At 56.3% G+C, this 26229-nt stretch carries 12 protein-coding genes, 2 tRNA genes and 3 rRNA genes; 4 read left to right on the forward strand and 13 right to left on the reverse strand.

From position 1 onward, the window contains the following. The first annotated feature begins 12 nt into the window (after nt 1-12). The gene (locus LN244_RS14405; RefSeq protein WP_239040470.1) at nt 13-960 is read left to right on the forward strand and encodes an ABC transporter substrate-binding protein; all 948 of its coding nucleotides are present in this window, start codon (nt 13-15) and stop codon (nt 958-960) included. An 8-nt stretch (nt 961-968) separates the two neighbouring features. Further along, nucleotides 969-3233 carry a hybrid sensor histidine kinase/response regulator gene (locus LN244_RS14410; RefSeq protein WP_239040471.1) on the forward strand — a complete coding sequence of 755 codons (2265 nt, stop codon included), beginning with the start codon at nt 969-971 and terminating at the stop codon, nt 3231-3233. Here LN244_RS14410 and LN244_RS14415 read toward each other — a convergent pair whose 3' ends face one another. The 7 genes from LN244_RS14415 to recC all read right to left on the reverse strand — a co-directional run bounded on the left by LN244_RS14415 (nt 3234) and on the right by recC (nt 15230). After that, the gene (locus LN244_RS14415) at nt 3234-3611 is read right to left on the reverse strand and encodes a hypothetical protein (RefSeq protein ID WP_239040472.1); all 378 of its coding nucleotides are present in this window, start codon (nt 3609-3611) and stop codon (nt 3234-3236) included. It abuts the gene before it with no gap. A gap of 5 nt (nt 3612-3616) precedes the next feature. Beyond that, nucleotides 3617-4093: a DUF2489 domain-containing protein gene (locus tag LN244_RS14420; RefSeq protein WP_239040473.1), complete on the reverse strand. Its 477-nt coding sequence runs from the start codon at nt 4091-4093 to the stop codon at nt 3617-3619. Between the two features lie 143 nt (nt 4094-4236). Beyond that, nucleotides 4237-5220: a c-type cytochrome gene (locus tag LN244_RS14425; protein WP_239040474.1), complete on the reverse strand. Its 984-nt coding sequence runs from the start codon at nt 5218-5220 to the stop codon at nt 4237-4239. Further along, on the reverse strand, nt 5220-5882 hold the full coding sequence (locus LN244_RS14430; protein WP_239040475.1) for a c-type cytochrome: 663 nt from the start codon (nt 5880-5882) through the stop codon (nt 5220-5222). The genes LN244_RS14425 and LN244_RS14430 overlap by 1 nt, the downstream gene beginning before the upstream one ends. A 76-nt stretch (nt 5883-5958) precedes the next feature. Continuing rightward, a complete protein-coding gene (gene recD, locus LN244_RS14435; protein ID WP_239040476.1) occupies nt 5959-8046 on the reverse strand; it encodes an exodeoxyribonuclease V subunit alpha in 2088 nt (695 codons plus the stop codon). Continuing rightward, complete coding sequence (recB, locus tag LN244_RS14440) at nt 8039-11794, reverse strand: exodeoxyribonuclease V subunit beta (RefSeq protein ID WP_239040477.1); 3756 nt, start codon at nt 11792-11794, stop codon at nt 8039-8041. The genes recD and recB overlap by 8 nt, the downstream gene beginning before the upstream one ends. After that, complete coding sequence (gene recC / locus LN244_RS14445) at nt 11787-15230, reverse strand: exodeoxyribonuclease V subunit gamma (RefSeq protein ID WP_239040478.1); 3444 nt, start codon at nt 15228-15230, stop codon at nt 11787-11789. Before recC ends, recB begins: the two co-directional genes overlap by 8 nt. A 208-nt stretch (nt 15231-15438) precedes the next feature. Here recC and LN244_RS14450 point away from each other — a divergent pair, with 208 nt between their 5' ends. Together LN244_RS14450 and fabI are read left to right on the forward strand one after the other, a co-directional pair. Beyond that, on the forward strand, nt 15439-18000 hold the full coding sequence (locus LN244_RS14450; protein ID WP_239040479.1) for a putative bifunctional diguanylate cyclase/phosphodiesterase: 2562 nt from the start codon (nt 15439-15441) through the stop codon (nt 17998-18000). A gap of 181 nt (nt 18001-18181) precedes the next feature. Beyond that, nucleotides 18182-18946 (forward strand): enoyl-ACP reductase FabI, encoded by a 765-nt coding sequence (fabI, locus tag LN244_RS14455; RefSeq protein WP_239040480.1) that lies wholly within the window; start codon nt 18182-18184, stop codon nt 18944-18946. Between the two features lie 121 nt (nt 18947-19067). Here the strand turns inward: fabI and rrf are convergent. From rrf to tyrS, 6 genes are all read right to left on the reverse strand, one after another. Further along, nucleotides 19068-19183, reverse strand: a 5S ribosomal RNA gene (gene rrf, locus LN244_RS14460). A gap of 126 nt (nt 19184-19309) precedes the next feature. Further along, nucleotides 19310-22194, reverse strand: a 23S ribosomal RNA gene (locus LN244_RS14465). Between the two features lie 194 nt (nt 22195-22388). Then, nucleotides 22389-22464: transfer RNA gene (locus LN244_RS14470), tRNA-Ala, on the reverse strand. Between the two features lie 38 nt (nt 22465-22502). Next, a tRNA-Ile gene (locus LN244_RS14475) sits at nt 22503-22579 on the reverse strand. An 86-nt stretch (nt 22580-22665) separates the two neighbouring features. After that, a 16S ribosomal RNA gene (locus LN244_RS14480) occupies nt 22666-24207 on the reverse strand. Together the 16S, 23S and 5S rRNA genes with 2 tRNA genes alongside form the textbook arrangement of a ribosomal RNA operon. A gap of 532 nt (nt 24208-24739) precedes the next feature. Next, nucleotides 24740-26035 (reverse strand): tyrosine--tRNA ligase, encoded by a 1296-nt coding sequence (gene tyrS, locus LN244_RS14485; protein WP_239040481.1) that lies wholly within the window; start codon nt 26033-26035, stop codon nt 24740-24742. Nucleotides 26036-26229 lie beyond the last annotated feature (194 nt).

Below are 26229 nucleotides of genomic sequence, written 5' to 3' on the forward strand. Positions count from 1 at the left end.
TCCGGAGTTTGGATGATCACAGGGATGCAAGGATTGGACAGGATCACCCGACTATTGACCCGCAGATTACTGCCGGGACTGATATTCTGCCTGTTCGGCGCCGGTTTGCGTGCCGAGCCGGTACTGCTGGTACTCAGCGATTTCAGTCCCAGTTACAACCAGGTCCGTGATGCTGTCATGATGACGGCACAGCAGCCTCCTGTCGTGACCACACCGGACCAGTTGACTCCCACCGACAGTCACCGCGGCACCATTCTGGCAGTTGGCAGCCGTGCCTGCGAACAGATGCTCAGTCGCTACCATCCGGATACCCGTCTGGTATGCAGCTTCCTGCCTTCAACCACCTTCGTGCAACTGAAACGACAGCTACTGCCTGAACAGGGGCAGCCACAGGTGAGCGCCATTTTTATCGACCAGCCCTTGCTGAGACAGATACGTCTGGCAAAACTGGTCAGGCCCGATGCACGCTTTCTGGGTTCGGCACTGGGCAATAATAGTCAATCACTACGAAGTGAGCTTGAGAGCGGTAGCAAGGAAGCAGGGCTTGAGTTGCAGCTGTCTTATCTCACCACTCAGGATAACCCCGTTGAGAAACTGACACCGGTCATCCAGAACAGCGACCTTTTTCTGGTGATCCCGGACAGTTCAGTATTCAACCGCGCCATCTCCAAATGGCTGCTGTATCTGTCACTGCGTAACCAGGTGCCCGTCATCGGCTTCTCTGAGAGTTATACCAACGCCGGTGCCACCGCTTCCGTTCACTCCTCGCCCACCCAGATCGGTCAACAGGCAGGTGAATGGTTGAACCGGCTCTCCGCTGGCGAAGCTCTGCCCCCTCCCAGTTACCCCGCTTACTTTGATGTCAGCATCAATACCGTCGCAGCGCGCACGCTAAATCTGAAACTAACCTCAGGCGAAGCACTGGAGCAGGAACTGTTACGGCTGGAGGCAAGGCGCTGATGGGGGGATTGGGCAATCAACTGAGTATCCGCAGCAGGGTGCTGCTGCTGGCACTGGTTCCGATGCTCACCCTAGCCGGCATACTGGGGTCCTACTTCACCTATAGCCGCCTGTCCGACAGTACCGATAAAATGCTCGAGCGGGGCCACCTGATCACTGATCTGCTGGCTTCAGCAGCTGAATTCGGTGTTATCAGCGGCAACCGATATCAGCTGCGCATTCTCAGCCAGAAAACCCGGCAAACCCACCCCGAAGTGCGCGATATTCTGTTCTACGATGCCGACTTCAACCTGCTGCACCGGAGCCAGACTTTCCCGGTAGAGCTCAGCCCTGCCAGCCCCTCCCACCAGGCGCTCGATAAAAGCTGGCTGTTTTTCAGTCCAATCACCACCAGCGCACTGCTGCTGGAGAACAACCCGGAACTGGCCATGGCAGCGCCGCAACCCGGCAACAGCGGCTGGGTGGCCATGGTATTGTCGGCCGATGGCCATGCCGGTGCGCGCCGCGAAATGTTGATGAATAGCCTGCTGCTGATTGGGGCTGGCCTGCTGGTGACGGCCGTTGTCGCCGGACGTTTTGGCTTGCGTATTACCCGTCCGATTCAGGCGCTGAGCCAGGTCGTGGAACGGCTGGAGGAGGGACAGCTGGATACCCGAGCCGCCACAACTCAGGCCTCTGGAGAGCTGGGCAGGCTGGCACGCGGCATAAACCGAATGGCTTCCCGTATCCAGGCTTCCAGCCGCGAACAGTCTGAACAGATCAGCAAGGCGACCCGACAGCTGACCACCACACTGCGTCATCTGGAGCAGCAGAACGAAGCCCTCTCTCTGGCTCGACGGCAGGCTGATGAAGCCAACCATGCCAAGGATGAGTTCCTGGCACGCATGAGTCACGAATTGCGGACACCGCTGACGTCGGTACTGGGCTTTTCCAAACTGATGCAGCGTACCCAACTGACGCAGGAGCAACAGCAGTACTGTCAGATCATCGATCAGACCTCAACGCTGTTGCTAACCATCATTGACGATATCCTCGACTTTTCCCGCCTCCAGTCCGATGCCATTGAGCTGGAACAGCTTCCCTTCAGCCCGCGCCAATGTCTGCTCAACCTGTTGGAGATGCAGGCCCCCATGGCCCAACATAAGGGACTGACCCTGATCGAGGAACTGTCAACGGAACTGCCTGAAGCGCTGGTCGGTGACCCGACCCGGCTATCTCAGGTCTTGACCAACCTGCTGAGCAACGCAATCAAATTCACCCAGGACGGAGAGGTTCGCCTCAGTGCACAAGCCATCCGTGCGGGCCGCCACTGCAAGCTGACCTTGAGTGTCAGCGACACCGGCATCGGCATCTCGCCGGAACACCAGCGTCACCTATTCCAGGCCTTCAGTCAGGCCGACAATACCATCAGCCGTCGTTACGGCGGCTCAGGGCTGGGTCTGGTGATCGCGCATCGCCTGACGCAAATGATGGGCGGCAATCTGGAACTGGAAAGCCAGGAAGGCATAGGCACTCGCGTCGCTCTGACCCTGACCTTGCCTCTGGCCACCGGTTCACTGTCGGAAACACCACAAAACACCGCCCAAGAGTACACCAGCAACTACCAGCTCAGCTGCCCGCTGAAGGTACTGCTGGCCGAAGACAACGACTTCAACCGGTTGTTGATCTACAAGGTGTTGAATCAGGCGGGAGCCCGAGTGATCACAGCGGTCTCTGGCACGCTGGCAGTAGAGCGCTTCCGTCAGGAGCGGCCTGATCTGGTCTTGATGGACGTGCATATGCCACAAATGGACGGGATCGAAGCAACCCGGCAGATACGCCGCCTCGATAAACAGACACCGATTATCGCGCTGACTGCCAATGTGATGCCCCACGAGCATCAGGCACTGCAGCAGGCCGGTGCCGACGCGGTGATGATGAAGCCGGTCAAGCTGCCAGAACTGTTCGCCCACCTGGATCGACTCTGCAGAGTGTCTGCAACGGGCTCGGATCAAACGCCTGCCGAGCTATTGGAACATGTCGACCCGGAGGAACTGCATCGCGAGCTGGAGCAGCAACTGGACGCTCTATGCCCGGCTGTGGAAGAAGGCCAACTTGAGGTGATCCGGCGTCACGCCCACCAGTTGCTGGGACTGGCGGGGCTATACCAGTTACCGGAGCTGGAAGCAGCGGTAGCCGATCTGCATCAGGCTGCGGTCGCCGGCGACATTCCCCTGTGCTGGAAACGCTGTTTCCGTCTGCGCAGGCTGATCGAACACCACCAATATCACTGATTAGAAACGGCGAAAGAAGGGCTCATCCCTGATCAGCTGCTCGAGCTCTAGCTGCACCTCGGCCAGACGCTTGCGCGCTGCACGATCATAAAGATAGGGGGCCAGGCCATCACTGGCCGGAGGATGGGTATCGTCGCCTTCGTGAATATCCACACAGCGACGCCGGATCGACTCCAGCTCCGGGTCATGCAGCACCGGAAAACCGACAAACATCTCCCATTCATCGCGTCGTGCATCACCCGATTGAACCTGCCGCATCAGCTCCAGCACCTTACGCCGATCCGGTCGCCAGGTCGGCGCACGCCCCCATATGAGCGCCACAACCAGGCCTCCGATCAGCAGCAGGGATACCACAAAGGCGATGAAGAATTCGGCCATGCTGCCTACTTCAGCGGCTCACCGCTGCTCAGTTCACGGGCAATGGCATTGACCGCTTCCTGATGTTCAGCTTCCAGCGCTTCCATCTCCTGCTGATATTCGCGTTTGAGTTTTTTCGGCAGTGCCTGCCACTCCTCCTTGATCGGAATATGGCTGGTCCTGTCATGCACTTCGGTAATCACGGCATAGGCCTCCTGCTGCAGCAGCTGGGGCCGAAAATTCTCCAACAGTACCTTGAGACGGATACAGCCTTCGGTCAGGGTCATCTTTTCGTCATGCAAGATGGCACCGGCCACCAGACGAATGCTTTCCTGCAGATACTGATGACGCTCTTCCAATGCGGCCAGAGCAGCCGCTTCACGCGCGGCCTGCTGCTGTTGCCGGGCTCGTGCCCGACTGAGTTGACGGTAAATAACGGCAGACAGAATCACAATGGCCAACAGGCCGATGGCGATCAGGCTATAGATCAAAGTGTTGCTCATGTTGTCCTCTTGCGCGGTTGGCTGCAGGTGCATTATGCCAGAGAAGGCCCTTGCCTCTCATTACGCAATCGGTAACGGAAAGGTTTCCCAAGTTCAAAGGCGACGGCAGGCCATCCTTCCTGCCTGCCGCCGATATGCCGTTCTTACTCGAAAGTACGTGGCTTGAGGTTGTCAGGCTTGAGGAATGGCTTTTCACCGGTGTTATCATGCTGTCCCAACACACGACCGTTGACTTCGGTGCCATAGCGAGTGTGTTTGTGGAAGCCGATAAACTGCTCACGGGTTTCCCGCGCGTCACCGGTAAAGCGAGGATCTTGAGGCCGTTCCTGGCTGTTGATATACCAGGCTACATTCCAGGCCTCGTCATCGCTCAGCGAACCCGGTTTGCTCAACGGCATGTTGTTCTTGATGAACGAAGCCGCAGTGAAGACCCGGGTCATGCCCGCTCCCCAGTTATAGGCGCCATCGCCCCACAACGGCGGAAACACTACCTTGCCATCCTTCCTCTGGCCCGCACCATCACTGCCATGGCAGATGGCGCAGTTCGACTCGTAGATGGCCTTACCCTTTTCATAACTCACATCACCGGGAATCTGCTTACCCAGGTGGCTGAACCCTCTGCCGGCAATGTTGCGCTCATACACTGGCGCACGCTTGGCCAGCCACTGATGGTAGGCCGCCAGAGCCAACATATCGTCGCTGCCATAAGCAGGCGGCCTGCCGTTCATGGAGTACGAGAAACAGCCGGCAATACGTTCTTCCAGTGAATTGACGTGCTTGTTCTTGCCACGGTAGTCAGGCAGCGTTGTGGCTGCAGGCCATACAGGACCGGACCAATTCATGCGTCCTTCACCCATATGGCAGCTTTTGCAGTTCATGTCGTTGAACACGTACTCACCACGGAACTGCTGGGTATTCATGAACATGTCATATCCCTTGAGGATGACCTTGCGCAGTTCCGGGTTGATCGTTTCATCAGCCATCAAATCATCGAGGGTCGGCGCTTCATGTACATACTGACCGGGCTTGCTTTCGGGTAGATTCACCGGCACAAGTACATCAGCAGCCTGCACCGCCTGGCTCAGGACCGTGGCTCCGAGGGCTATCATCAGATACTGGCTGTTCATTATTGCGGCCCTCCGTTGGCGGCGACCGCCTGCTGTGCTCCCAGGTAGGCTGCCACTGCTTCTATCTGCTGCTCACTGAGACGTTCAGCCACGCCGGTCATCAGCTGGTTGGGGTCGTTATGACGATCGCCGGCACGCCAGGCATTGAGCTGTTGCTTGATGTAGTTTGGATGCTGGCCGGCAATTCCCGGGAAGGTTGCGCCCATCCCCTGATTGTCGGGACCATGGCAGCTTTCACAGGCCGGAATGTAATGGTTCCAGTCCCCCCGTTTGGCGATTTTTTCCCCTTGCGCCACCAACTCAGCGTCGCCTGCGGCTGGCGCAGCCGGAACCGGCTGCTGGGCATAATATGCCGCCACAGCAAGAATTTGCTGTTCGCTCAGATTATCCACATTCGGCTGCATGATCGGACTGACCCGCTGGCCGCTGTTGTAGTCACGAATCTGTTTGGCGATGTACTTTTCATCCAGTCCAGCCAGACGCGGAAAGCCGGCTGCATTGTTGCCAGCTCCATCCAGACCGTGGCACGCCAGACAGGGTGCCCCGCTGCCATCTCCCTGCATGGCCACCTGTTGACCATTCGTGACTTCCCCCTGAGCCTGAACTGTGCCGCTGACCAATAAAGCACCGGCAAGCGTCAGGCGCCAGTATCGTTTCAACATGGCATCCCCCGATAAATTCGGTATATCTAATTAATGTTATTCTAATCAAGAATAATCATATGCCATATTGAAAAGACTAAAAAGCCCATCGGGAGAATCTGGCGACGTCACCCACCATGCTGCCAGACTCCGTCAGTCGGCTTCTCAAACCACTGGCACGACGAACACGCACGCGCACGGCATCATCCAGTCGCCCTCTGTGTGCCAGCAGCAGGCTGAACCATCGACTGGCACGGGTAATACCGGTATAGACCAGCTCCCGTGTCAGTACCGGGTTGGCTGTCGGTGGCAGCAGCAGCGCCGTATGCGCAAACTCTGACCCCTGTGACTTGTGTACGGTCATGGCATACACGGTTTCAATCGCCTGTAATCGGCTGGGAAGCACCCACTTCAACGAGCCATCCGCCAGCGGAAACACCACCCGCAAACTCTGTCCGTCACGGCCATCAGGTATTGCCAGTGTGATGCCAATATCACCATTCATCAGCCCCAGGCCATAGTCGTTGCGGGTCACCAGTACCGGTCGTCCCTCGTACCAGCCTTCCGATCGTTCGATCAGCCCCGCTTTCATCAGTGCCGTGGCGATACGATCATTAAGCCCTTCGACGCCCCAGGGGCCTCGCCTGAGCGCGCACAACAGCTGAAAGCGCCCAAAGGCTTCCAGAATCTCGCGGGCCCAATGGTCGAGGCTTTCCGGTGCCGCTTCGGCCGGACGCAAGGCTGCCAACTGCTGCAGATAATGCCGATACCCTTCGGGGGCAGTACCGTCAGCAGCCGGTGCCTGATGACCGCCCTCAAGCACCAGCCGCTCCAGCATCCGGTCCTCGCCTCCCTTGAGTATGGTCACTCCGAGGTCGGCGTACCCCGCCTGCAACACCTGCTGTACCTGCTCCGGCTGACCGCTGTTGACCGCCCGCGCCAGCGCACCGATGCCGCTGTCGGCACCAAAACGGTGACTGTACCTGAGCATCGCAATCGACTGTGCCAGTGGTTGGCTGGAGGTTTCCCCCTCGGCGGCTTGCCACTCGGCCACTGCCTGATCGGTCTGACCTTCCAGCCAGTTCAGCGTTTCGACGGTGTACCCCCCTAGATCGGCCCCTTCACAGAGATCCCCCAGCACCGAGCCGGCCTCAACCGAGGCCAGCTGGTCCTTGTCACCCAGCAGAATCAGTCGGGCTCTGTTCGGCAATGCTGACAGCAGCTGATGCATCATTTCCAGATCGATCATTGACGCTTCATCGACCACGATCAGGTCCGCATGCAGCGGATTATCCGCATGATGGACAAAACGGCGCGTGCCGGGACGGGCTCCCAGCAGTCGATGCAGGGTCGTGACTTCAAGCGGAATATCCTGCTGCAGGTGGGGTGGCAGCTGTCCAACCGCCCCGCTGATCGACTCGGTCAGGCGAGCCGCGGCCTTGCCGGTCGGCGCAGCCAGACGAATACGCAGGGCGCGACCATCATCCCGGGCAAGGCTTTGCAGCAGTGCCAGCAGGCGGACCACGGTGGTGGTCTTGCCGGTACCCGGACCACCGGTAATGATGCCGAAACGACGACCGGCCACCAAAGCACAGGCCAGCTGCTGCCAGTCGAGACGTCCTTCTACCGGTGCAAAGAGTTCGCTCAGTCGCGGCTTCAATCCGGCTGCCGGCTGCGGCAGCGGCGAGAGACGTGCGGCAATTCTCTCGGCGACCTGTACTTCATAGCGCCACTGGCGGTAGAGATAGAGCCGCGTTGACTCGGGCTCCAATACCAGCGGCGTAGCCGGATCACCGGCTCCCACCAGCGAGGATGCCCGCAAAGCGGCCAGCCATTCGCTGCGCCCAACTCCCTGCAGCAGCTCAACCGGTCTATCCGGCAGGGCCTCACCAAACTCGCCATCCGGTGGCAGTGACAGCGCCGTATCCGGTGCTGACAGCAGGTTGTCGATATCGGCACAGATATGACCACGTCCGAGCTGGTGACTGGCCAGCACACCTGCGAGCAGCACTAACGGTGAGGTATCCGGTTCCAGCTCCTGCAGAAAGCGCCCCAGGGCCAGATCCAGTGCGCGAATCCAGCCACGCGCCTGCCAGCGCTGCAGCAGATGCTCCAGCGAGGGCCAGTCCGTCAGCGCAGCATGCAGTCGGCTTTCAGTCGCGAAGAGATCATTCTGCTCAGCCATACGACACCTCCTCGCCCGCCAGCATACGATCCAGCCTTTCGATCAGCGCGGCCTCAGGACAATCGACAAAACAGCCGTGATGCTCGGTTTCATTGATGCCGCGCAGGAACAGGTAGAGCGCACCACCCACATGGTGTCGGTAACCGCTGACCGGGTCATCGGCATAGCCCGGCAAGCGCGCCTTAAGCAGCCGGTGCAGCGCTACCAGATAGAGCACGTACTGAACGTCGTAGCGTTTCTCCAGTATGGCCGCTTGCATGGCCGCTTTGCTGTAGCAGCTGTCATCCGGCCCCAGCCAGTTGGACTTGTAGTCGGCCACCCAATAACGGTCCTCGTGCTCGAACACCAGGTCGATGAATCCCTTGAGCATGCCACCCAGTTGCTGCGGCGCCAGCGATGGCCGCGGCTGTCCCGGCAATACATGTTCCCGGATCAGTCGATCCAGCCGTGTAACCGGCACATCGGCTACTTCGAACCAGAACTCCAGTTCCGCTTGCCATGTACTCAATCCGGCCAAAGGTAAAGCGTGCCTGCCCATTGGCAGAGGCGTGATCAACAGCTGCTTCAACCAGCAATCCAATACCGGCAACCAGGGCTGCCATTCTCGACGCTGGCAGCGCGGTGCGAGATAGTCCTGACGCAGGCTGTCATCATCAGCCACCTGTTCGAAGCCCTGTTCAGCAGCCCATTCCAATATACCGTGCAGGAAGGTACCCGCCTGGGGTCCTTTCCAGAAATGATGCGGATCATAGTCAAACTCGACCACCGCAGCGGTGGCAGTCGTCTCATCCCGGCTTTCACGCGCGGTTTCCTCACGTGCGGTTTCGACCGGTTCAGAGTTCGCTGGTGCTGCGATGTCTTCACGCGCCTGCAGCTGGGCAATGGCACTGTAGCTGGCGATCCACCAGCGTTCACCTGCCACCGGCCGGTGGCAGCTGCGCGCGGGAGCCAACGCTTTGGTTGATAAAGATTCCGGCAGCAAGGTCGTGTCGATAGGTGGCGGCATGCTCATCTCGATGACACCATCACTGACCAGAGGTTGCAGTAAGCGACTCAGGGTGGCGCTGTCGGTCTTGTCAGCACACCCCAGCAGTTGGCCAAAGGCACTTTTGTGCACACTGAGCGAGCGGTTGCGTTTGATGGCCGCCACCCCGAGCCAGCAGGCATGCACAGGCCGGGTCAGAGCCACATACAGCAGACGCAGATCTTCCTGAAGCCGCTCGGTATCGGCAGCTTCCCGAGCCTGTTTATGGCTGCTGTCCAACTCCAGCACAACGCCTTTTTCGGTCTGATAGCGGTAGCTGCCACTGTCGGCGCTCACCTCCCGGTAGCTGCAGATGAAGGGCAGGAACACCAGCGGATACTCCAACCCCTTGGATTTGTGGATGGTCACCACCTGCACTAGGTCGGCATCACTCTCCAGTCGCATGACATGTTCTTCGCTGGCATTGCTGCTGTCGAGGATCTGCTCCTGCAGGTGTCGGATCAGTGCCAGCTCCCCCTCCAGTTGGCTGCTGGCATTCTGCAGCAACTCCGCGAGGTGCAGCAGGTTGGTCAGTACACGCTCACCGCCGGTCTTCTGTAACAGTCGGGCCGGAAGTTCGAAGCCGTCGAGCAGGTGGCGAACCATGGGCAATACACCCTGTCGCTGCCAGGTATCACGCAAACCGCGGAAGCGCTCCACTTCCTGTTCCCACAGCTGTTCATCACGACTCAGCTGTTCAAGCCACGCATACCCCAGATCCAGCGTTGTCGTGGCCAGTGCCGCATGCAAACGATCCGCCTGCTCCGGTTCGGCACAGGCTCGCAGCCATCGCCAGAGGTCCTCAGCCTCGGTATTGGCATAGACCGAAGCCTGATCAGAAAGATACACACTGCGCACGGCGCGCCGTTCCAACGCCTCCCGAATAATCCGTGCCTCATTGCCACTGCGCACCAGGATGGCGATGTCGCTGGGTTTGAGAGCCGTCAGGTGCCCATCGGGATGACGAAAACCTGCCGTCTCACGCTGAGCCTTTGTCAGCAAACGACAGATCTCGCTGGCACAGTGTTCTGCCATGAGCTGACGGTAGTCTCCCACCGCCACGCCATCGGCCTCTGCATCGGCCAGCAGCCAGTGGGTCAACGCTGCTGGCCGCCCCCCGTCGACCTCAAACACCTCCTTGCGACCATTGGCTTCCACCGGAATGAATGGCAGCGGGTTGTCACCGTCACGAGCAAAACGGAAAGCGCCCGCCGACTGGCTGGACTCGGCCTGTTGGAACAGGCGGTTTACCGCTGTGACCAGTGCATTCGAAGAGCGGAAGTTGCGACCCAACGTGTAGTGCCGGCCGGCGGTGTCCTGTCGTGCCTGCAGATAGGTATGGATATCCGCGCCGCGGAAAGCGTAGATCGCCTGCTTGGGGTCACCGATCATCAGCAAGGCAGAACGTTCCTGCATGGACATTTCTGCCCCTGGATGAGTGCCTTGATAGACACGACTGAAGATACGGTACTGCAGCGGGTCGGTATCCTGGAATTCATCAATCAATGCCACCGGATACTGGTTGCGAATTCTGCTTGCCAAATGCTCGCTGCCTTCGCCCTGCAACGCCTCGTCCAGTCGCACCAGCATGTCGTTAAAGCCCAGTGCCGCAGCGCGCTGCCGAGCGCGTGCAAAACGCTGCTGGATCCAGCGTGCAGCATGCAGCTGTACCGGCTGTACCGGAGGCTGTCCTGCCAGATAGTCCACCAGTTGCTGCAACAGTTCAAAGACCGGATGGTCCGGTGTCTGTCCCTGCTTGGCCTTGGCGGTTTTGGCAATCAGCTTGGCCTGACCAAAGTGCTCCAGCTTGTCGGCGGACAGCGCCCCCCCTTCGGCCCAGGCTGTCATCTCGGCCAGCTTGTCTGGCAGAGTAGCAGGCTTGTAACTCTGGTTATTCAGTATTTTTCTGGTCGCCGCTTCGAGCAGTTGAGCGTCAATCGCCTCCCGCTCTTTGATCCATAGCGCCCGGGCCTGTGCTTCAAGTCGTTCTTTATGTGGTAACCACTCACTGAGTTGCCGAGCATAATCTGCGGGCGACAGAACCGCTGTGACGGGTTCACCCTGAAAATAAACGCTTTGCTCACCCGGCTGCAGCAGCGGCCGAATCGATTTCAGCAGGCCATCAGGGTCGGATGCCAGGTCGCTCAGCGCTTCAGCCGCGGCGGGTGACAACGCATAGCACCAGCTGCGCCAGTAATCACGCGCCATCTCTGACAGCAGCTCAGTATCGTCCTGCTCCAACTGCTGGCGAAACAGGCTGCCGGTATCAAAGGCATGCTGGGTCAACATGCGCTGACTCCAGCTGTGGATGGTGTACACCGCAGCCTCATCCATCCACTCGGCGGCCTGCTCCAGCTTGCGTGCCGCCAGAGCCCGCGCCTCATCCTCCATGTACTCTGGCTCAGCCAACAGTTGCTGCAGGAAAGGATCTGGCCAGCCCTTGCCTCTGAACACCTGAGCAGCCTCGGCCAGACGACTGCGGATGCGGTCACGCAGCTCTCGGGTCGCCGCATTAGTAAAGGTCACCACCAGGATATCGGGCGGCAGCAGTGGACGACCAAAGCCTGATTCGGCATCACCGTGACCGAGTACCAAACGCACATAGAGGGCTGCGATGGTAAAGGTTTTGCCGGTACCGGCACTGGCCTCGATCAATCGTTGCCCGTGTAACGGAAAAGTCAACGCATCCAGCATTTGTGGCTGTGCTGCAGTAGTCTTACTCATGCCCCTCTCCTGACAGCAGTTCACCCTGTTCAATCAGCGGCTGATAAAGCGCCTGTGCCCAATCTTCCAGGCCTGCGGCGAGCAAGGCATCAAACTCCGGCCAGGCACGTTGCAGATAGCGGTCAGTCTCACCTTCTCCCGGGTAACGGCTGTTGCCGTTGTAGGCATTGGCAGCCATCTCAATCGGTTCCTTGTCATCCGGCGCACTCAGCAGCGCCAGGCCGGTTCGACAGGCCAGTGGGGCGGGCCGTTCGAGTGCTTTCAGGTAATGCGCTAGGACATCATTCAGCAGCGCCTGAGCCCGTGCTGCCGCCATCGGACGTATCAAAGCGCTGGTATCCGGCCCCACCAGAAAGGTAGTCAGTGAGTACCCGCTAGCACTGACTGCCAAGTGATCCAGCCAGGCGCGCACCAGACGATGCCAGCGGGGCGCCCCCTTGTCACTGATCGCCTGGGGCGAGGAGAGTATCAGCGCCAGTTCATGGCCAGTGCTGTGGCGATAGAGCCCCCCTATCCAGTCCTCCAGCACGACCTCTTCTCCATCCGTCCTGAGCGTTAATTGCAGCTCCAGAGGCTCAGGCAAGGGCTGCCAATCCACCTGTAACTGATGCAAGTGTCTCAACGTCGATGTCACGGGACTCACAATCTCACGCAGTGCCCGCTCAGCATAAGGCCCCAAAGGCAATTCACCGGAACGCTGCCAGCGCGCCAATTGCAACTGGATGCCCTGATCGTGACTCTCCGCCTTGAGGCCAGCTTCGATCAACTCGGACCCCAGTCGGAACTGGTCCAGACGATCGAAACGGAAGGGTTCATGCTCCTCCTGAACCTCTTCAAGCGTGTCAAACCAGACGCCCAGACGCTGATTAAAGAAGGTGTGTACCGGATAACGCAGAAAGCGCTGCAAGTTTTTAAGGCTGATTGCCTCAGGCACCTCAACAGGCGGCAGAGTATTCAGCGCCTGCTGCGTGCTTCCTTCATGAACTTCGCGCCATTCGCCAGCATAGGTGAACAGGCGTGGATGTTGCTCGAAGTAGCGCGGACTGAATGGCTGCAGCGGATGTTCCGTCGTCATTTGTTCCAGCAGCTTGTCACCATCCGCGCTCTGCCAGCCCTGTTCCAGATGATCACGCAACTGGGCGACCAGTACCGACGGCGGTTGCTCAGCATTGTCACGCACACTTCGCCCCACCCAGCTGATATAGAGTGCATCGCGAGCCGACAAAAGTGCCTCCAGAAACAGGTAGCGGTCGTCTTCGCGACGCGAGCGGTCACCCGGACGATAGCGGCCCACCATTAGGTCAAAGTCCATGGGGGGCTGCACCCGTGGGTAGTCACCATCATTCATTCCCAGCAGGCAGACGCGACGGAAGGGGATGGCGCGCATCGGCATCAGGGTTGCAATGTTGACCGCCCCCGCGAGGAAGCGCTGCGACAGGCTCATTTCGTCGATGCCGTCGAGCCAGCTGTCGCGCACGACCTCCAGCGGCAATGGACGCTCCAGTGCCGCTTCGATGCAGGCTTCCTGCCACTGCTGCAGGCGCTGGGTCAGTCGCTCCATCAACATCAGGTCCTGATCACTGACCGGCTGCAGAAAACGCTCCAGCAGTTCAGTCAGCACCAGACTCCAGTCATTACAGGACTTGGGGGCCAGCAAGTGCTCACGCAACTGCAGCAGTGCGGCGACCAGTTCTGCCAGTGGGCCGACCTGTGCCGCTTCCAGTCCGCCCACTTCAGCGTAGGCCTCGATCTCGGCAAACGTCTGCTGATCTCCCATGATGTAGCCCAGCAGCATGCGCTTCAGACCGAACAGCCAGGTGTTTTGCTCCAGCCCTTCAGGCAGTTCCAGCCCGGCACGCTGGGCGCTGTCGAGCCCCCAACGGATACCCGAGTCACGAATCCAGTGCTGCAGCTGGGGCAGGTCGCTTTCGGCCATACCAAAGCGCTCACGCAGGGCCGGCACTTCCAGCAGGTCGAACAGCTGGCTGATGCCGAAACGTTCCTGCGGCAACTGCAACAGCAGCTCCAGCGCGATCAGCAATGGAGCCTGTCCACGGTTCTGCTGGTCATTCAGCGTAAACGGGATGAAGCGAGGATCCTGACGCGACAGGCGGCCAAACACCGAGCGGATATGCGGGGCATACTGGTTCACATCCGGCACCATGACAATGATATCGCGCGGCTTTAGATCAGGGTCATCCTGAAACCATTGCAGCATCTGGTCATGAAGAATTTCCACTTCACGCTGGCGACTATGAGCGACCTGGAAGGTGAGTGAGTCATCGCCCTCCTGCCAAAGTCGCGGAGTCTCGGGCAGAGGTTCCAGCTCGAGAATGTCCTGTTGAATCTGGTTCAGTATCGACAGAGAGGCAGGATCAGGACTGGGCTCATCAAAAAGATCAATGCGCTGGAACCAGTCTCGATACTGGCGCGGGTCATCAAACGCATCCAGCAGCCGAATATAGTCACGCCCCTGTTTGCCCCAGGCCGCCAGTAACGGGTGTGCATGGAGGTGCAGATCGGCATCGCTGATCTCAGCCGGCATGCCCTCCTTGCGCATCTGTCGCCGGTGAGAGCTGCGCAGCAGTTCCTTGCCGTCGATGATATCCGCCCAGTAGTGACGGCAAGGATTGTGTACACATAGCAGCACCTGAGTGTGTTCGGCCAGCGCGGACAGTGCCTCGATAAACTGCTGCGGCAATGCAGAGATACCGAATATGATCACCCGTCGCGGCAAGGATCGAGGACGACTGTGCAGATTCTGGCAGGCCTGCAGAAATTGCCGGTGCAGATCGGCACGACTCAGGCCTCGCTGCGCATCGTCCATATCGGCCCGGATGGCACGCCAAAGCAGTGGCTGCCAGCGCTGCTCGTCCGGAAGCGGCTGTTCCTGCCCCTGAGCATCAATCAACAGATCTTTCCCCTCAGCCCAGGCTCCCAGCCAGTCGGCACGATAAACCTGGTACTGGTCGTAAAGATCAGCCAGACGCTCGGCCAGTTGATACTCCTTGCGAGCCGTCAGATCATCTGCCAGGAAGCGGCGAAGCTGTGTGCACTCAGGCTGCTCGATCAGATCGGGCAAAAGTCTCAGCAGACGCCAGGTCAGACGCGATTTGTCATAGGGTGAGGTTTTAGGGACCTGGTCTGCGCCGAGCACGACGCGATAGGCCTGCCAGAGGAATGCCGACGGCAACTTGATATCCAGTGCCGCCGCAATACCGCAACCGGGCTGTTCGGCATCATCAGGCGTGCGCGCCAGTGCCAGTTGCAGCCATTGTGCGATACCGTTGCTTTGCACCAGGATGGTTTCGTTCTCGAGTACCCCCAGGGGATTACTTCGCATCCAGTGCACCAGCACCTCTCGGAGTGACTCCAAACGATTGCCGTGGATAATCGCCAGACCTGTGGATAGGGCGTCCCTGTTGACCTCGCTCACACTCCTGCTCCTGCTGCTTGCTTCAGGCGCAAGAATACTACCGCCGTGAACGGATTGCATAGGTTCACCGTCCTTGGGGGCCTCATCCGGGATGAATATTAACCTGTGGTCATAAATTGACTGGCATCAACGACAAACAATTTGTCTACAGATAGATCCAGTCCAAGGGCTTAGAATACGCCGACAATAATTACAATGGTTTATCCAAATGACTGAACGCGACCAAGCACCTTCCATTCGCGGCTACCTGCTCAACCGGACCCTGCTGTTTTCGGCCATCGGTTTCATGGTTCTGCTGCTGGTATGCAGGCAAGCTTATTATGCCAGTGTGCGGGATAACGCCGAAGAAGTGGCACGTGCCGTCGCGGAAAGTACGTTCAACTCCATGTATCTGGTCATGAGCCAAGGCTGGACCCGTCAGCAGCTGGAGCAATTCATTCAGCAGCTATCCCGTCCCGAACACGACGTATCAGGATTGGCAGTGACGCTCTATCGCGGCAGCCGAGTGGTCGAACGTTTCGGTGAAATTGATCAACCACCGCTGGATGCCATGATGCGCCAGGCAATGAAAAGCGGCGAGAGCATGGAAATTACAGAGGGCGATCAGCAGCGATTTCTGTATCCCCTGCAGGCACGTGAGGTCTGCCTTGGCTGTCATATCAATGCACAGGTCGGCGACAACCTGGGGCTGATCGAAGTGCATCAGGACCTGGGGCGCCAGTTCGACAGTGCAACCCGTAACCTGCTGGCTTATCTGTTATTGCTTTCTCCCCTGCCGGCGCTATTCGGCTTCTGGGCAGTACGCAAGGTCACATTCAAGGTCAACCGTTCCGTGGAGGAACTGAGCAACGGGATTGCCCGTGTGGACTCCCTGCAGGATCTGAATCAGCTGTCCAGCCACCGTCAGGAGATGGGGTTTCGTGAAATCAATCACATCTTTACTCAGGTCGAAACGCTGGCAGAAAGACTGCGATCAATTGCAGTAGATAAGGATCTGCTTGAGTTCGAAATACGCCTGCTGGAAAAGTTCGTGATTACCTCAGAGGTCGTACGAGACTGGCGTGAATACATCAACCTGTTGATGCTGGACATAAACCAGGTTATCCAGATCTACACCATGTTTTCCATTTTCAAAGTGGATGACGAGATCTTTGACCTGGAGATTTTCTGGCTGCACCCACCAACGGCAGAAACCCGGAAAATGATGGAAAGTGCCGTTCTAAAACGACTGCGTGACAATGACAGTTTTACCTTGCCCGGCGAAATCGTGATTCACCATAATGCCGTGCAAAGCAGTGGCGAGATGGCCCTGGCCGCCGAGGAAATTGAACTTCAGACCAAATCTCTGTTGGTGGTAACGCCCAAGATTGGCGGCATAGTCGGCATCGGTGTACATGCCGATATCGTCAAGGACAACACCAAGGTTCTGGTACTGGAAAGCATCCTGTCGACACTGCTGAACGTTGTCGGCTCAGTCAAGGCTATCTACAAATACACCCGAGATCTGGAGTACTACGCAACTCGCGATCCGCTGACCAACCTGTATAACCAGCGCATGTTCTGGGAACTGTTGGACTACGAACTGGATCGAAGTCAACGCCATGGTTACCAGGTGGCATTGATGCTGATCGATCTTGATAACTTCAAGGCGATCAATGATGGCTATGGGCACGCCACAGGAGACACCCTCCTGCGTCAACTTTCCCTGTCGATGCAAAACGTGCTGAAAACGGGCCATATTCTGGCACGTTACGGCGGCGATGAGTTCGTGGTCATACTGCCGGAAACGACCCAGGAGGAAACGGAGCAGGTATCTGAGCAGCTCTTGCAGTGTCTGCAGTCATTCGCACTGGAAACCGATAACAAAGAAACCATTCGCGTGACCGGTTCAATTGGCGTCGGGTGTTTCCCTGACCATGCGGACAATCGCAAGGACCTGTTCATGTTTGTGGACAACCTGATGTACCGTGCCAAAAGCCAGGGTAAAAACCGGATCAGCCTTCCCCATCAGGATGATGTCGCTGATATTTTCAACGACCTCAATCAGAAGATGCTGCTGGTCAACAACGCCATTGAAGAGCGCAGTATCATCCCTGTGTTCCAGCCAATACAGCCACTGGAGGAAGGCATTCCGGCCGTGGAGGTATTGAGCCGACTTCGCCTGCCGAATCAGCAGTTGATGTCCGCGGGAGAATTCATCGAGATAGCGGAGTCCATGGGCAAGGTCCACCTGCTGGACTACATTGTCATGGACAAGGCCTTTGCCATGGTACAAGAGAGGGATTACCGCGGCCTGCTGTTTATCAACCTTTCGCCCAGAGCCGTATTGGTGCGCGACTTTCTGCAGACGTTGCATGAGTTGACCATGAAGTACAATATGGTGCCCGAACGAATTGTGTTCGAAATCACCGAGAGGGATACGGTCAAAAACATCGCGCTATTGGAAAACTTCGTACGTAGCCTCAAGGACTCGGGTTACCTATTGGCCATAGACGACTTTGGTTCAGGTTTTTCGTCCTTCCACTATCTCAAGTATCTGCCGATCGACTTCGTCAAAATTGAAGGGGAATTCATCGCCAATATGGCCAATGACCCCAGAGATTTGGCATTTGTCACCAGCATCACCGAGCTGGCCAAGAAGCTTAAGCTTAAGACTGTAGCCGAGTTTGTCGAAACTGAAGAGGTACTGGAACTGGTGAAGCAAAGTGGTATCGATTACGCCCAAGGCTATCACATTGGAAGACCTCAGCCTGATTTACCTGAGGCCTAGCTCCAACAATCAGTTACACTTTCAAAACCTTCCCTAACGACCTTGATCGTTGCCAGGCAGCGTTCAAGGTCGCGTTATGAAGCTCATGGAGTTTTGGTGCCCATGGGCTCTGCTCTGAGCTTCATTTCACTGTCATCCAAATACACCATTATTGAAGTCTCGTGATTAAGGAGAGAGCAGGATGATCGATCTGACCGGCAAGCGTGGCGTGATCTTTGGTATCGCGAATCGCCACAGTATTGCCTACGGTTGTGCAGAAGTCTTGGCATCACTGGGAGCCGAGCTGTGCGTGACCTACCTGAACAACAAGGCGCTGCCTTTTGTAGAACCCTTGGCAAAACAACTGAATGCAAGCTTCTTGCTGCCTTGCAACGTAGCCGAGCCGGGGCAATTGGAAGCGGTATTCAAAAAGCTGGAAGATGAATGGGGTGAACTGGATTTCGTAATCCATTCCATCGCCTGGTCCCCGCTGGATGAGCTACACGGCCAGCTGATTGACTCTTCAGCGGAAGGATTCAGCCAGGCGATGGATATTTCCTGCCACTCCTTCATCCGAATGGCACGCCTTAGCCGCGATTTAATGCCTTCTGGTGGAACCCTGTTAACGATGAGTTATCACGGTGCCGAGCGCGTTGTTGAACACTACAACCTCATGGGACCCGTGAAAGCCGCACTTGAGAGCTCTGTCCGTTATCTTGCTTCGGAACTGGGCCCCAAGAATATTCGCGTCCACTCGCTCTCGCCGGGCCCTATGCCGACACGAGCTGCAAGCGGTATCAATGCCTTTGACGAACTGATGGAAGACGCTGTCAGCCGCTCCCCGCTGCACCGATTGGGTACCCCTAATGATGTGGGCCGCATGGCCGCCTTTCTGATCAGCGATCATGCATCCGCACTGACCGGTAACCGCATCCATATCGATGCTGGCCATCACTTGATGGCATAACCCCGTTATCCAAGAGACAACGCAGTCGATCACAGGATCGGCTGCTTTTCTGCGCTCGGTTCTACCGCCCCATAACGCAAAACCCCGGCCTCAACGAGACCGGGGTTCTGCTTAAATAAGTGCTTGGCGATGACCTACTCTCACATGGGGAAGCCCCACACTACCATCGGCGATGACGCGTTTCACTGCTGAGTTCGGGATGGGATCAGGTGGTTCCACGTCTCTATGGTCGCCAAGCAAAACTGGTACAAATCAGATCTGAAATTCGTGACTGTCTGTGTTGTCGCTACAAGCGTTCAACCGGTGCTCTTACGAGCTACGATAATCTTTCTAACCATTCATTTCAAACGCCTTGGGCGTTATATGGTCAAGCCTCACGAGCAATTAGTACTGGTTAGCTCAACGCCTTACAACGCTTACACACCCAGCCTATCAACGTCCTGGTCTCGGACGGCTCTACAGGGACCTCAAGGGTCCAGTGAGATCTCATCTTGAAGGAGGCTTCCCGCTTAGATGCTTTCAGCGGTTATCCCGTCCGAACGTAGCTACCCGGCAATGCCACTGGCGTGACAACCGGAACACCAGAGGTTCGTTCACTCCGGTCCTCTCGTACTAGGAGCAACTCTTCTCAAATCTCAAACGCCCACGGCAGATAGGGACCGAACTGTCTCACGACGTTCTAAACCCAGCTCGCGTACCACTTTAAATGGCGAACAGCCATACCCTTGGGACCGGCTTCAGCCCCAGGATGTGATGAGCCGACATCGAGGTGCCAAACACCGCCGTCGATGTGAACTCTTGGGCGGTATCAGCCTGTTATCCCCGGAGTACCTTTTATCCGTTGAGCGATGGCCCTTCCATACAGAACCACCGGATCACTAGAACCTACTTTCGTACCTGCTCGACGTGTCTGTCTCGCAGTCAAGCACCCTTCTACTCTTGCGCTCATTGGCTGATTTCCGACCAGCCTGAGGGTACCTTCGTGCTCCTCCGTTACGCTTTGGGAGGAGACCGCCCCAGTCAAACTACCCACCACACAATGTCCTCGATCCGGATTACGGACCTGAGTTAGAACCTCAACAGTACCAGGCTGGTATTTCAAGGACGGCTCCACTCGAACTGGCGTCCGAGCTTCAAAGCCTCCCAGCTATCCTACACAAGTAATGTCAAAGTCCACTGTGAAGCTATAGTAAAGGTTCACGGGGTCTTTCCGTCTAGCCGCGGGTACGCTGCATCTTCACAGCGAGTTCAATTTCACTGAGTCTCGGGTGGAGACAGTGTGGCCATCGTTACGCCATTCGTGCAGGTCGGAACTTACCCGACAAGGAATTTCGCTACCTTAGGACCGTTATAGTTACGGCCGCCGTTTACCGGGGCTTCGATCAAGAGCTTCGCCGAAGCTAACCCCATCAATTAACCTTCCGGCACCGGGCAGGCGTCACACCCTATACGTCCACTTTCGTGTTTGCAGAGTGCTGTGTTTTTAATAAACAGTCGCAGCCACCTGGTATCTTCGACCGGCATCAGCTTAGAGAGCAAGTCTCATCACCAACACCGGCGTGCCTTCTCCCGAAGTTACGGCACCATTTTGCCTAGTTCCTTCACCCGAGTTCTCTCAAGCGCCTTGGTATTCTCAACCTGACCACCTGTGTCGGTTTCGGGTACGGTCCCGCATAACCTGAAGCTTAGAGGATTTTCCTGGAAGCATGGCATCAACCACTTCGACTCATAAAGAGTCTCGTCATCAGGTCTCAGTCTTAAGGAGCCGGATTTGCCTAACTCCTCAACCTACACCCTTAAACGCGGACAACCAACGCCGCGCTGGCCTAGCCTTCTCCGTCCCCCCGTCGCAGTTATGCGCGGTACAGGAATATTAACCTGTTTCCCATCGACTACGCTTTTCAGCCTCGCCTTAGGGGCCGACTCACCCTACCCCGATTAACGTTGGATAGGAACCCTTGGTCTTCCGGCGAGGGGGTTTTTCACCCCCTTTATCGTTACTTATGTCAGCATTCGCACTTCTGATACCTCCACGGTGCCTTACAGCTTCCGCTTCAACGGCTTACAGAACGCTCCTCTACCATGCCCTAAGGCATCCGCAGCTTCGGTGTCTAGTTTGAGCCCCGTTATATCTTCCGCGCAGGCCGACTCGACTAGTGAGCTATTACGCTTTCTTTAAAGGGTGGCTGCTTCTAAGCCAACCTCCTAGCTGTCTAAGCCTTCCCACATCGTTTCCCACTTAACTAGAACTTTGGGACCTTAGCTGGCGGTCTGGGTTGTTTCCCTTTCCACGACGGACGTTAGCACCCGCCGTGTGTCTCCCATGATTGCACTCTTGGGTATTCGGAGTTTGCATCGGGTTGGTAAGTCGGGATGACCCCCTAGCCGAAACAGTGCTCTACCCCCCAAGGTGAGACATGAGGCGCTACCTAAATAGCTTTCGAGGAGAACCAGCTATCTCCGGGCTTGATTAGCCTTTCACTCCGATCCACAGGTCATCCGCTAACTTTTCAACGGTAGTCGGTTCGGTCCTCCAGTTGATGTTACTCAACCTTCAACCTGCCCATGGATAGATCGCCCGGTTTCGGGTCTACTCCCAGCGACTTGGCGCCCTATTAAGACTCGGTTTCCCTACGCCTCCCCTAAACGGTTAAGCTTGCCACTGAAAGTAAGTCGCTGACCCATTATACAAAAGGTACGCAGTCACCGTCCGAAAACGGCTCCCACTGCTTGTACGTACACGGTTTCAGGGTCTATTTCACTCCCCTCACAGGGGTTCTTTTCGCCTTTCCCTCACGGTACTGGTTCACTATCGGTCAGTCAGGAGTATTTAGCCTTGGAGGATGGTCCCCCCATATTCAGACAGGATAACACGTGTCCCGTCCTACTCGATTTCACTGTAAATAGGTTTTCGCATACGGGGCTATCACCCACTATGGCCACACTTTCCAGAGTGTTCTGCTAACCACATCACAGCTTAAGGGCTGGTCCCCGTTCGCTCGCCGCTACTAAGGGAATCTCGGTTGATTTCTTTTCCTCCGGGTACTTAGATGTTTCAGTTCCCCGGGTTCGCCTCTCAAAACCTATGTATTCAGTTAAGAGATACCCGCAAGCGGGTGGGTTTCCCCATTCGGAAATCCTCGGATCAAAGTCTGTTTACCGACTCCCCGAGGCTTATCGCAGGTTACTACGTCCTTCATCGCCTCTGACTGCCAAGGCATCCACCGTGCACGCTTATTCACTTGACCATATAACCCGAAGGCGTCTGGAAAAATGAATGGTTCGTAACGATTATCGCCGGTTGGCGCTTGTATCAAACAATACAAGACAATCTTTCAGATCCAATTTGTTAAAGAGCGTTTAAAGCTAAGAAGCTTTAAAAGATAAACTCAAAAGAGCGTATGTTTTAAAACTTTCTTGACCATTCCAGGCATCTAAGGAATGGTGGAGCTATGCGGGATCGAACCGCAGACCTCCTGCGTGCAAAGCAGGCGCTCTCCCAGCTGAGCTATAGCCCCATCGAGTCGCTTCCCCATCGGCCAGGCCGTGAGGAAATTGGTAGGCCTGAGTGGATTTGAACCACCGACCTCACCCTTATCAGGGGTGCGCTCTAACCAACTGAGCTACAAGCCTACATATTCAGCACCAGGCTGATTACGCTCTCTTCAACTTTCGATCAGGTAATATGTGTGAACGCTTGCCAGAACTTCGCAATCGTTTAAGGAGGTGATCCAGCCCCAGGTTCCCCTAGGGCTACCTTGTTACGACTTCACCCCAGTCATGAATCACACCGTGGTAACCGTCCTCCCGAAGGTTAGACTAGCTACTTCTGGTGCAACCCACTCCCATGGTGTGACGGGCGGTGTGTACAAGGCCCGGGAACGTATTCACCGCGACATTCTGATTCGCGATTACTAGCGATTCCGACTTCACGCAGTCGAGTTGCAGACTGCGATCCGGACTACGACCGGTTTTCTGAGATTAGCTTACCCTCGCAGGTTCGCGGCCCTCTGTACCGGCCATTGTAGCACGTGTGTAGCCCTACTCGTAAGGGCCATGATGACTTGACGTCATCCCCACCTTCCTCCGGTTTGTCACCGGCAGTCTCCTTAGAGTTCCCACCCGAAGTGCTGGCAAATAAGGATAGGGGTTGCGCTCGTTACGGGACTTAACCCAACATTTCACAACACGAGCTGACGACAGCCATGCAGCACCTGTCACTGCGCTCCCGAAGGCACCAAGGTATCTCTACCAAGTTCGCAGGATGTCAAGAGTAGGTAAGGTTCTTCGCGTTGCTTCGAATTAAACCACATGCTCCACCGCTTGTGCGGGCCCCCGTCAATTCATTTGAGTTTTAACCTTGCGGCCGTACTCCCCAGGCGGTCAACTTATCGCGTTAGCTGCGCCACTAAAGGATCAAGTCCCCCAACGGCTAGTTGACATCGTTTACGGCGTGGACTACCAGGGTATCTAATCCTGTTTGCTACCCACGCTTTCGCACCTCAGTGTCAGTATCAGTCCAGGCAGTCGCCTTCGCCACTGGTGTTCCTTCCGATCTCTACGCATTTCACCGCTACACCGGAAATTCCACTGCCCTCTACCGTACTCTAGTTTGGCAGTATCAGGTGCAGTTCCCAGGTTAAGCCCGGGGCTTTCACATCTGACTGACCAAACCACCTACGCGCGCTTTACGCCCAGTAATTCCGATTAACGCTTGCACCCTCCGTATTACCGCGGCTGCTGGCACGGAGTTAGCCGGTGCTTCTTCTGCAGTTAACGTCACAGCATGCCGGTATTAACGACACACCTTTCCTCACTGCTGAAAGTGCTTTACAACCCGAAGGCCTTCTTCACACACGCGGCATGGCTGGATCAGGGTTGCCCCCATTGTCCAATATTCCCCACTGCTGCCTCCCGTAGGAGTCTGGGCCGTGTCTCAGTCCCAGTGTGGCTGATCATCCTCTCAGACCAGCTACGGATCATCGCCTTGGTGAGCCTTTACCTCACCAACCAGCTAATCCGACGCGGGCTCATCTGATAGCGTGAGGTCCGAAGATCCCCCACTTTCCCCCGAAGGGCGTATGCGGTATTAGCAGTCGTTTCCGACTGTTGTCCCCCACTACCAGGTAGATTCCCACGCGTTACTCACCCGTCCGCCGCTCGCCGGCGATCTAGCAAGCTAGATCCCGCTGCCGCTCGACTTGCATGTGTTAGGCCTGCCGCCAGCGTTCAATCTGAGCCATGATCAAACTCTTCAGTTTAAATCTTTGGTTGAGTCTTTTACGAAAGGAGGAATGATCCCTTCAGACTCGGCTCAAGGTATTACACAACGCTAAATGAATATTCAGTTAGGTTGCTTGCCTTGATTAAGCTTTGCGTGCTCAATCCTGACAAGCGCCCACACATATTACCTGATCAATTTGTTAAAGAGCGGGCTTGGCCAACCGCGCCGTAGCGCAACCTGTTGTCTCAAGCGAGGCGCATATCTTACTACGCCGATTTTCGATGTCAACCATTTTTTTCGTTTTTTGTTTCAGTGTCGTAACACTTCACAACGATCCGGTTGAGATCAAGGAGGCAGATTCTACATCAGAAACTTATTCAGTTTCAAGAACTTATCTCCTTCTCACTAGAGCCGCTCAGTGTTTCGCGAACCCTGTCGTCTCAAGCGAGGAGGCGTATTCTACGCATCCCCACCCGGGTGTCAACGCCTTTTTGTAAAAAGATTTCAAAAAGGTTAAAAATAAAAACAGGCGCTCAATGCGCCTGTTTAACACCCGCCTTTTCCCTGCCTTAGCCCAGATAGAAAAGATGGTGTTTCTTCTTACCCAACTTCACTAGGAAGTACTTACCGAAACGCCCGGCTTCCTTGGTAAACAGTGCCGCCGCATTCATATTCTGATCCATGCCACATGCCTGATCATTGATCATTACGGCATTACGCTGCAGCGCGTCCTTGACCTGCTTGCCTGATGAGGCCAACCCAGCATCGGCAAACAGAGTTGTCAGTGGCAACTCTCCCAGATCAGCCGGTACTTGAGTCGCCGGCAAGCCATCCTGCTCCAGCTGAGCATAGTCTTCCAGGCTCAGTTCTGACAGATCTCCGGAGAAAAGTGCTTCAGTTATACGACGTGCTGCCTGTAGTGCTTCCTCACCATGAACTAGCGCTGTCATCTGCTCGGCCAGGATACGCTGCGCCTCCGGTCGACCTGCACGCTCACGATCAGCCGCTTCAATCGCATCGATCTCACTAACCGGGAGGAAGGTAAAGAACTTCATGAAGCGATATACATCCGCATCAGGCGTTTGCAGCCAGAACTGGTAGAAGGCATAAGGCGAGGTCTTCTTCGCATCCAGCCAAACCGCACCACCTTCGGTTTTACCGAATTTCGTACCATCGGACTTGGTGATCAACGGCAACGTCAGCGCATGCGTGGACGCACCATTCACACGGCGGGTCAGCTCAATTCCGCCAACAATATTGCCCCACTGATCCGAACCACCGATCTGCATGGTGCAACCGTACTTGCTGTTCAACTGCTGGAAGTCGTACGACTGCAGAATCTGATAGGTAAACTCAGTAAACGACAGACCAGAACCTTCACGCTCGATACGCTGCTTAACCGACTCCTTGGCAATCATTTTATTGACGGTAAAGTGTTTGCCGATATCGCGCAGGAAACTCAGCACATCCACCCCGGAAGTCCAGTCGTAGTTGTTGGCCAGAATTGCGCCATCTGCGCCATCAAACTCAATGAAGCGACTGATCTGAGACTTGAGGCATTCACTCCACTGCTGCACTACTTCTTCAGAGTTGAGTTGACGCTCCTGGTCCTTGAAGCTCGGATCGCCAATGAGACCCGTTGCGCCACCAACCAGAGCAATGGGTCGATGCCCCGCATCCTGGAATCGCTTCAGCATCAATAGAGGCACCAGGTGACCGAGATGCAAACTGTCGGCAGTCGGATCGAAGCCGCAATAAAGGGTAACCGGTCCCTGAGCCAAATGCTCTGCCAGTTCCTCTTCATTGGTCATCTGTGCGATGAGACCACGGGCTTTAAGGTCATCGATCAAGCTGTTTGCGTTCATACCGCCGAAATCTCTCTATTGAATTAAAGTAAGCAGACGCAGCATTCTAAACCTTCGCTGATGACTGAACAAACATGCTCCATGTCAGGTGCCATGAGCGATCCCGTCAACGGCCGGGAATTTTCGTTATACTGAGCTGTCGTTCTATTTTTATGCCCTGTTGTAATAGGTACTCAAGTGACCCCGCTGATACT

The organism is Marinobacterium sediminicola, assembly GCF_022343685.1.
Lineage (GTDB): Bacteria > Pseudomonadota > Gammaproteobacteria > Pseudomonadales > Balneatricaceae > Marinobacterium > Marinobacterium sediminicola.

Bases quoted from the DNA above. Each gene is read 5' to 3' on its own strand.
- fabI (WP_239040480.1), top strand. From the start codon at position 18,182: ATGATCGATCTGACCGGCAAGCGTGGCGTGATCTTTGGTATCGCGAAT.
- LN244_RS14420 (WP_239040473.1), bottom strand. From the start codon at position 4,093: ATGAGCAACACTTTGATCTATAGCCTGATCGCCATCGGCCTGTTGGCC.
- LN244_RS14405 (WP_239040470.1), top strand. From the start codon at position 13: ATGATCACAGGGATGCAAGGATTGGACAGGATCACCCGACTATTGACC.
- tyrS (WP_239040481.1), bottom strand. From the start codon at position 26,035: ATGAACGCAAACAGCTTGATCGATGACCTTAAAGCCCGTGGTCTCATC.
- LN244_RS14450 (WP_239040479.1), top strand. From the start codon at position 15,439: ATGACTGAACGCGACCAAGCACCTTCCATTCGCGGCTACCTGCTCAAC.
- recD (WP_239040476.1), bottom strand. From the start codon at position 8,046: ATGGCTGAGCAGAATGATCTCTTCGCGACTGAAAGCCGACTGCATGCT.
- LN244_RS14430 (WP_239040475.1), bottom strand. From the start codon at position 5,882: ATGTTGAAACGATACTGGCGCCTGACGCTTGCCGGTGCTTTATTGGTC.
- recB (WP_239040477.1), bottom strand. From the start codon at position 11,794: ATGAGTAAGACTACTGCAGCACAGCCACAAATGCTGGATGCGTTGACT.
- LN244_RS14415 (WP_239040472.1), bottom strand. From the start codon at position 3,611: ATGGCCGAATTCTTCATCGCCTTTGTGGTATCCCTGCTGCTGATCGGA.
- LN244_RS14425 (WP_239040474.1), bottom strand. From the start codon at position 5,220: ATGAACAGCCAGTATCTGATGATAGCCCTCGGAGCCACGGTCCTGAGC.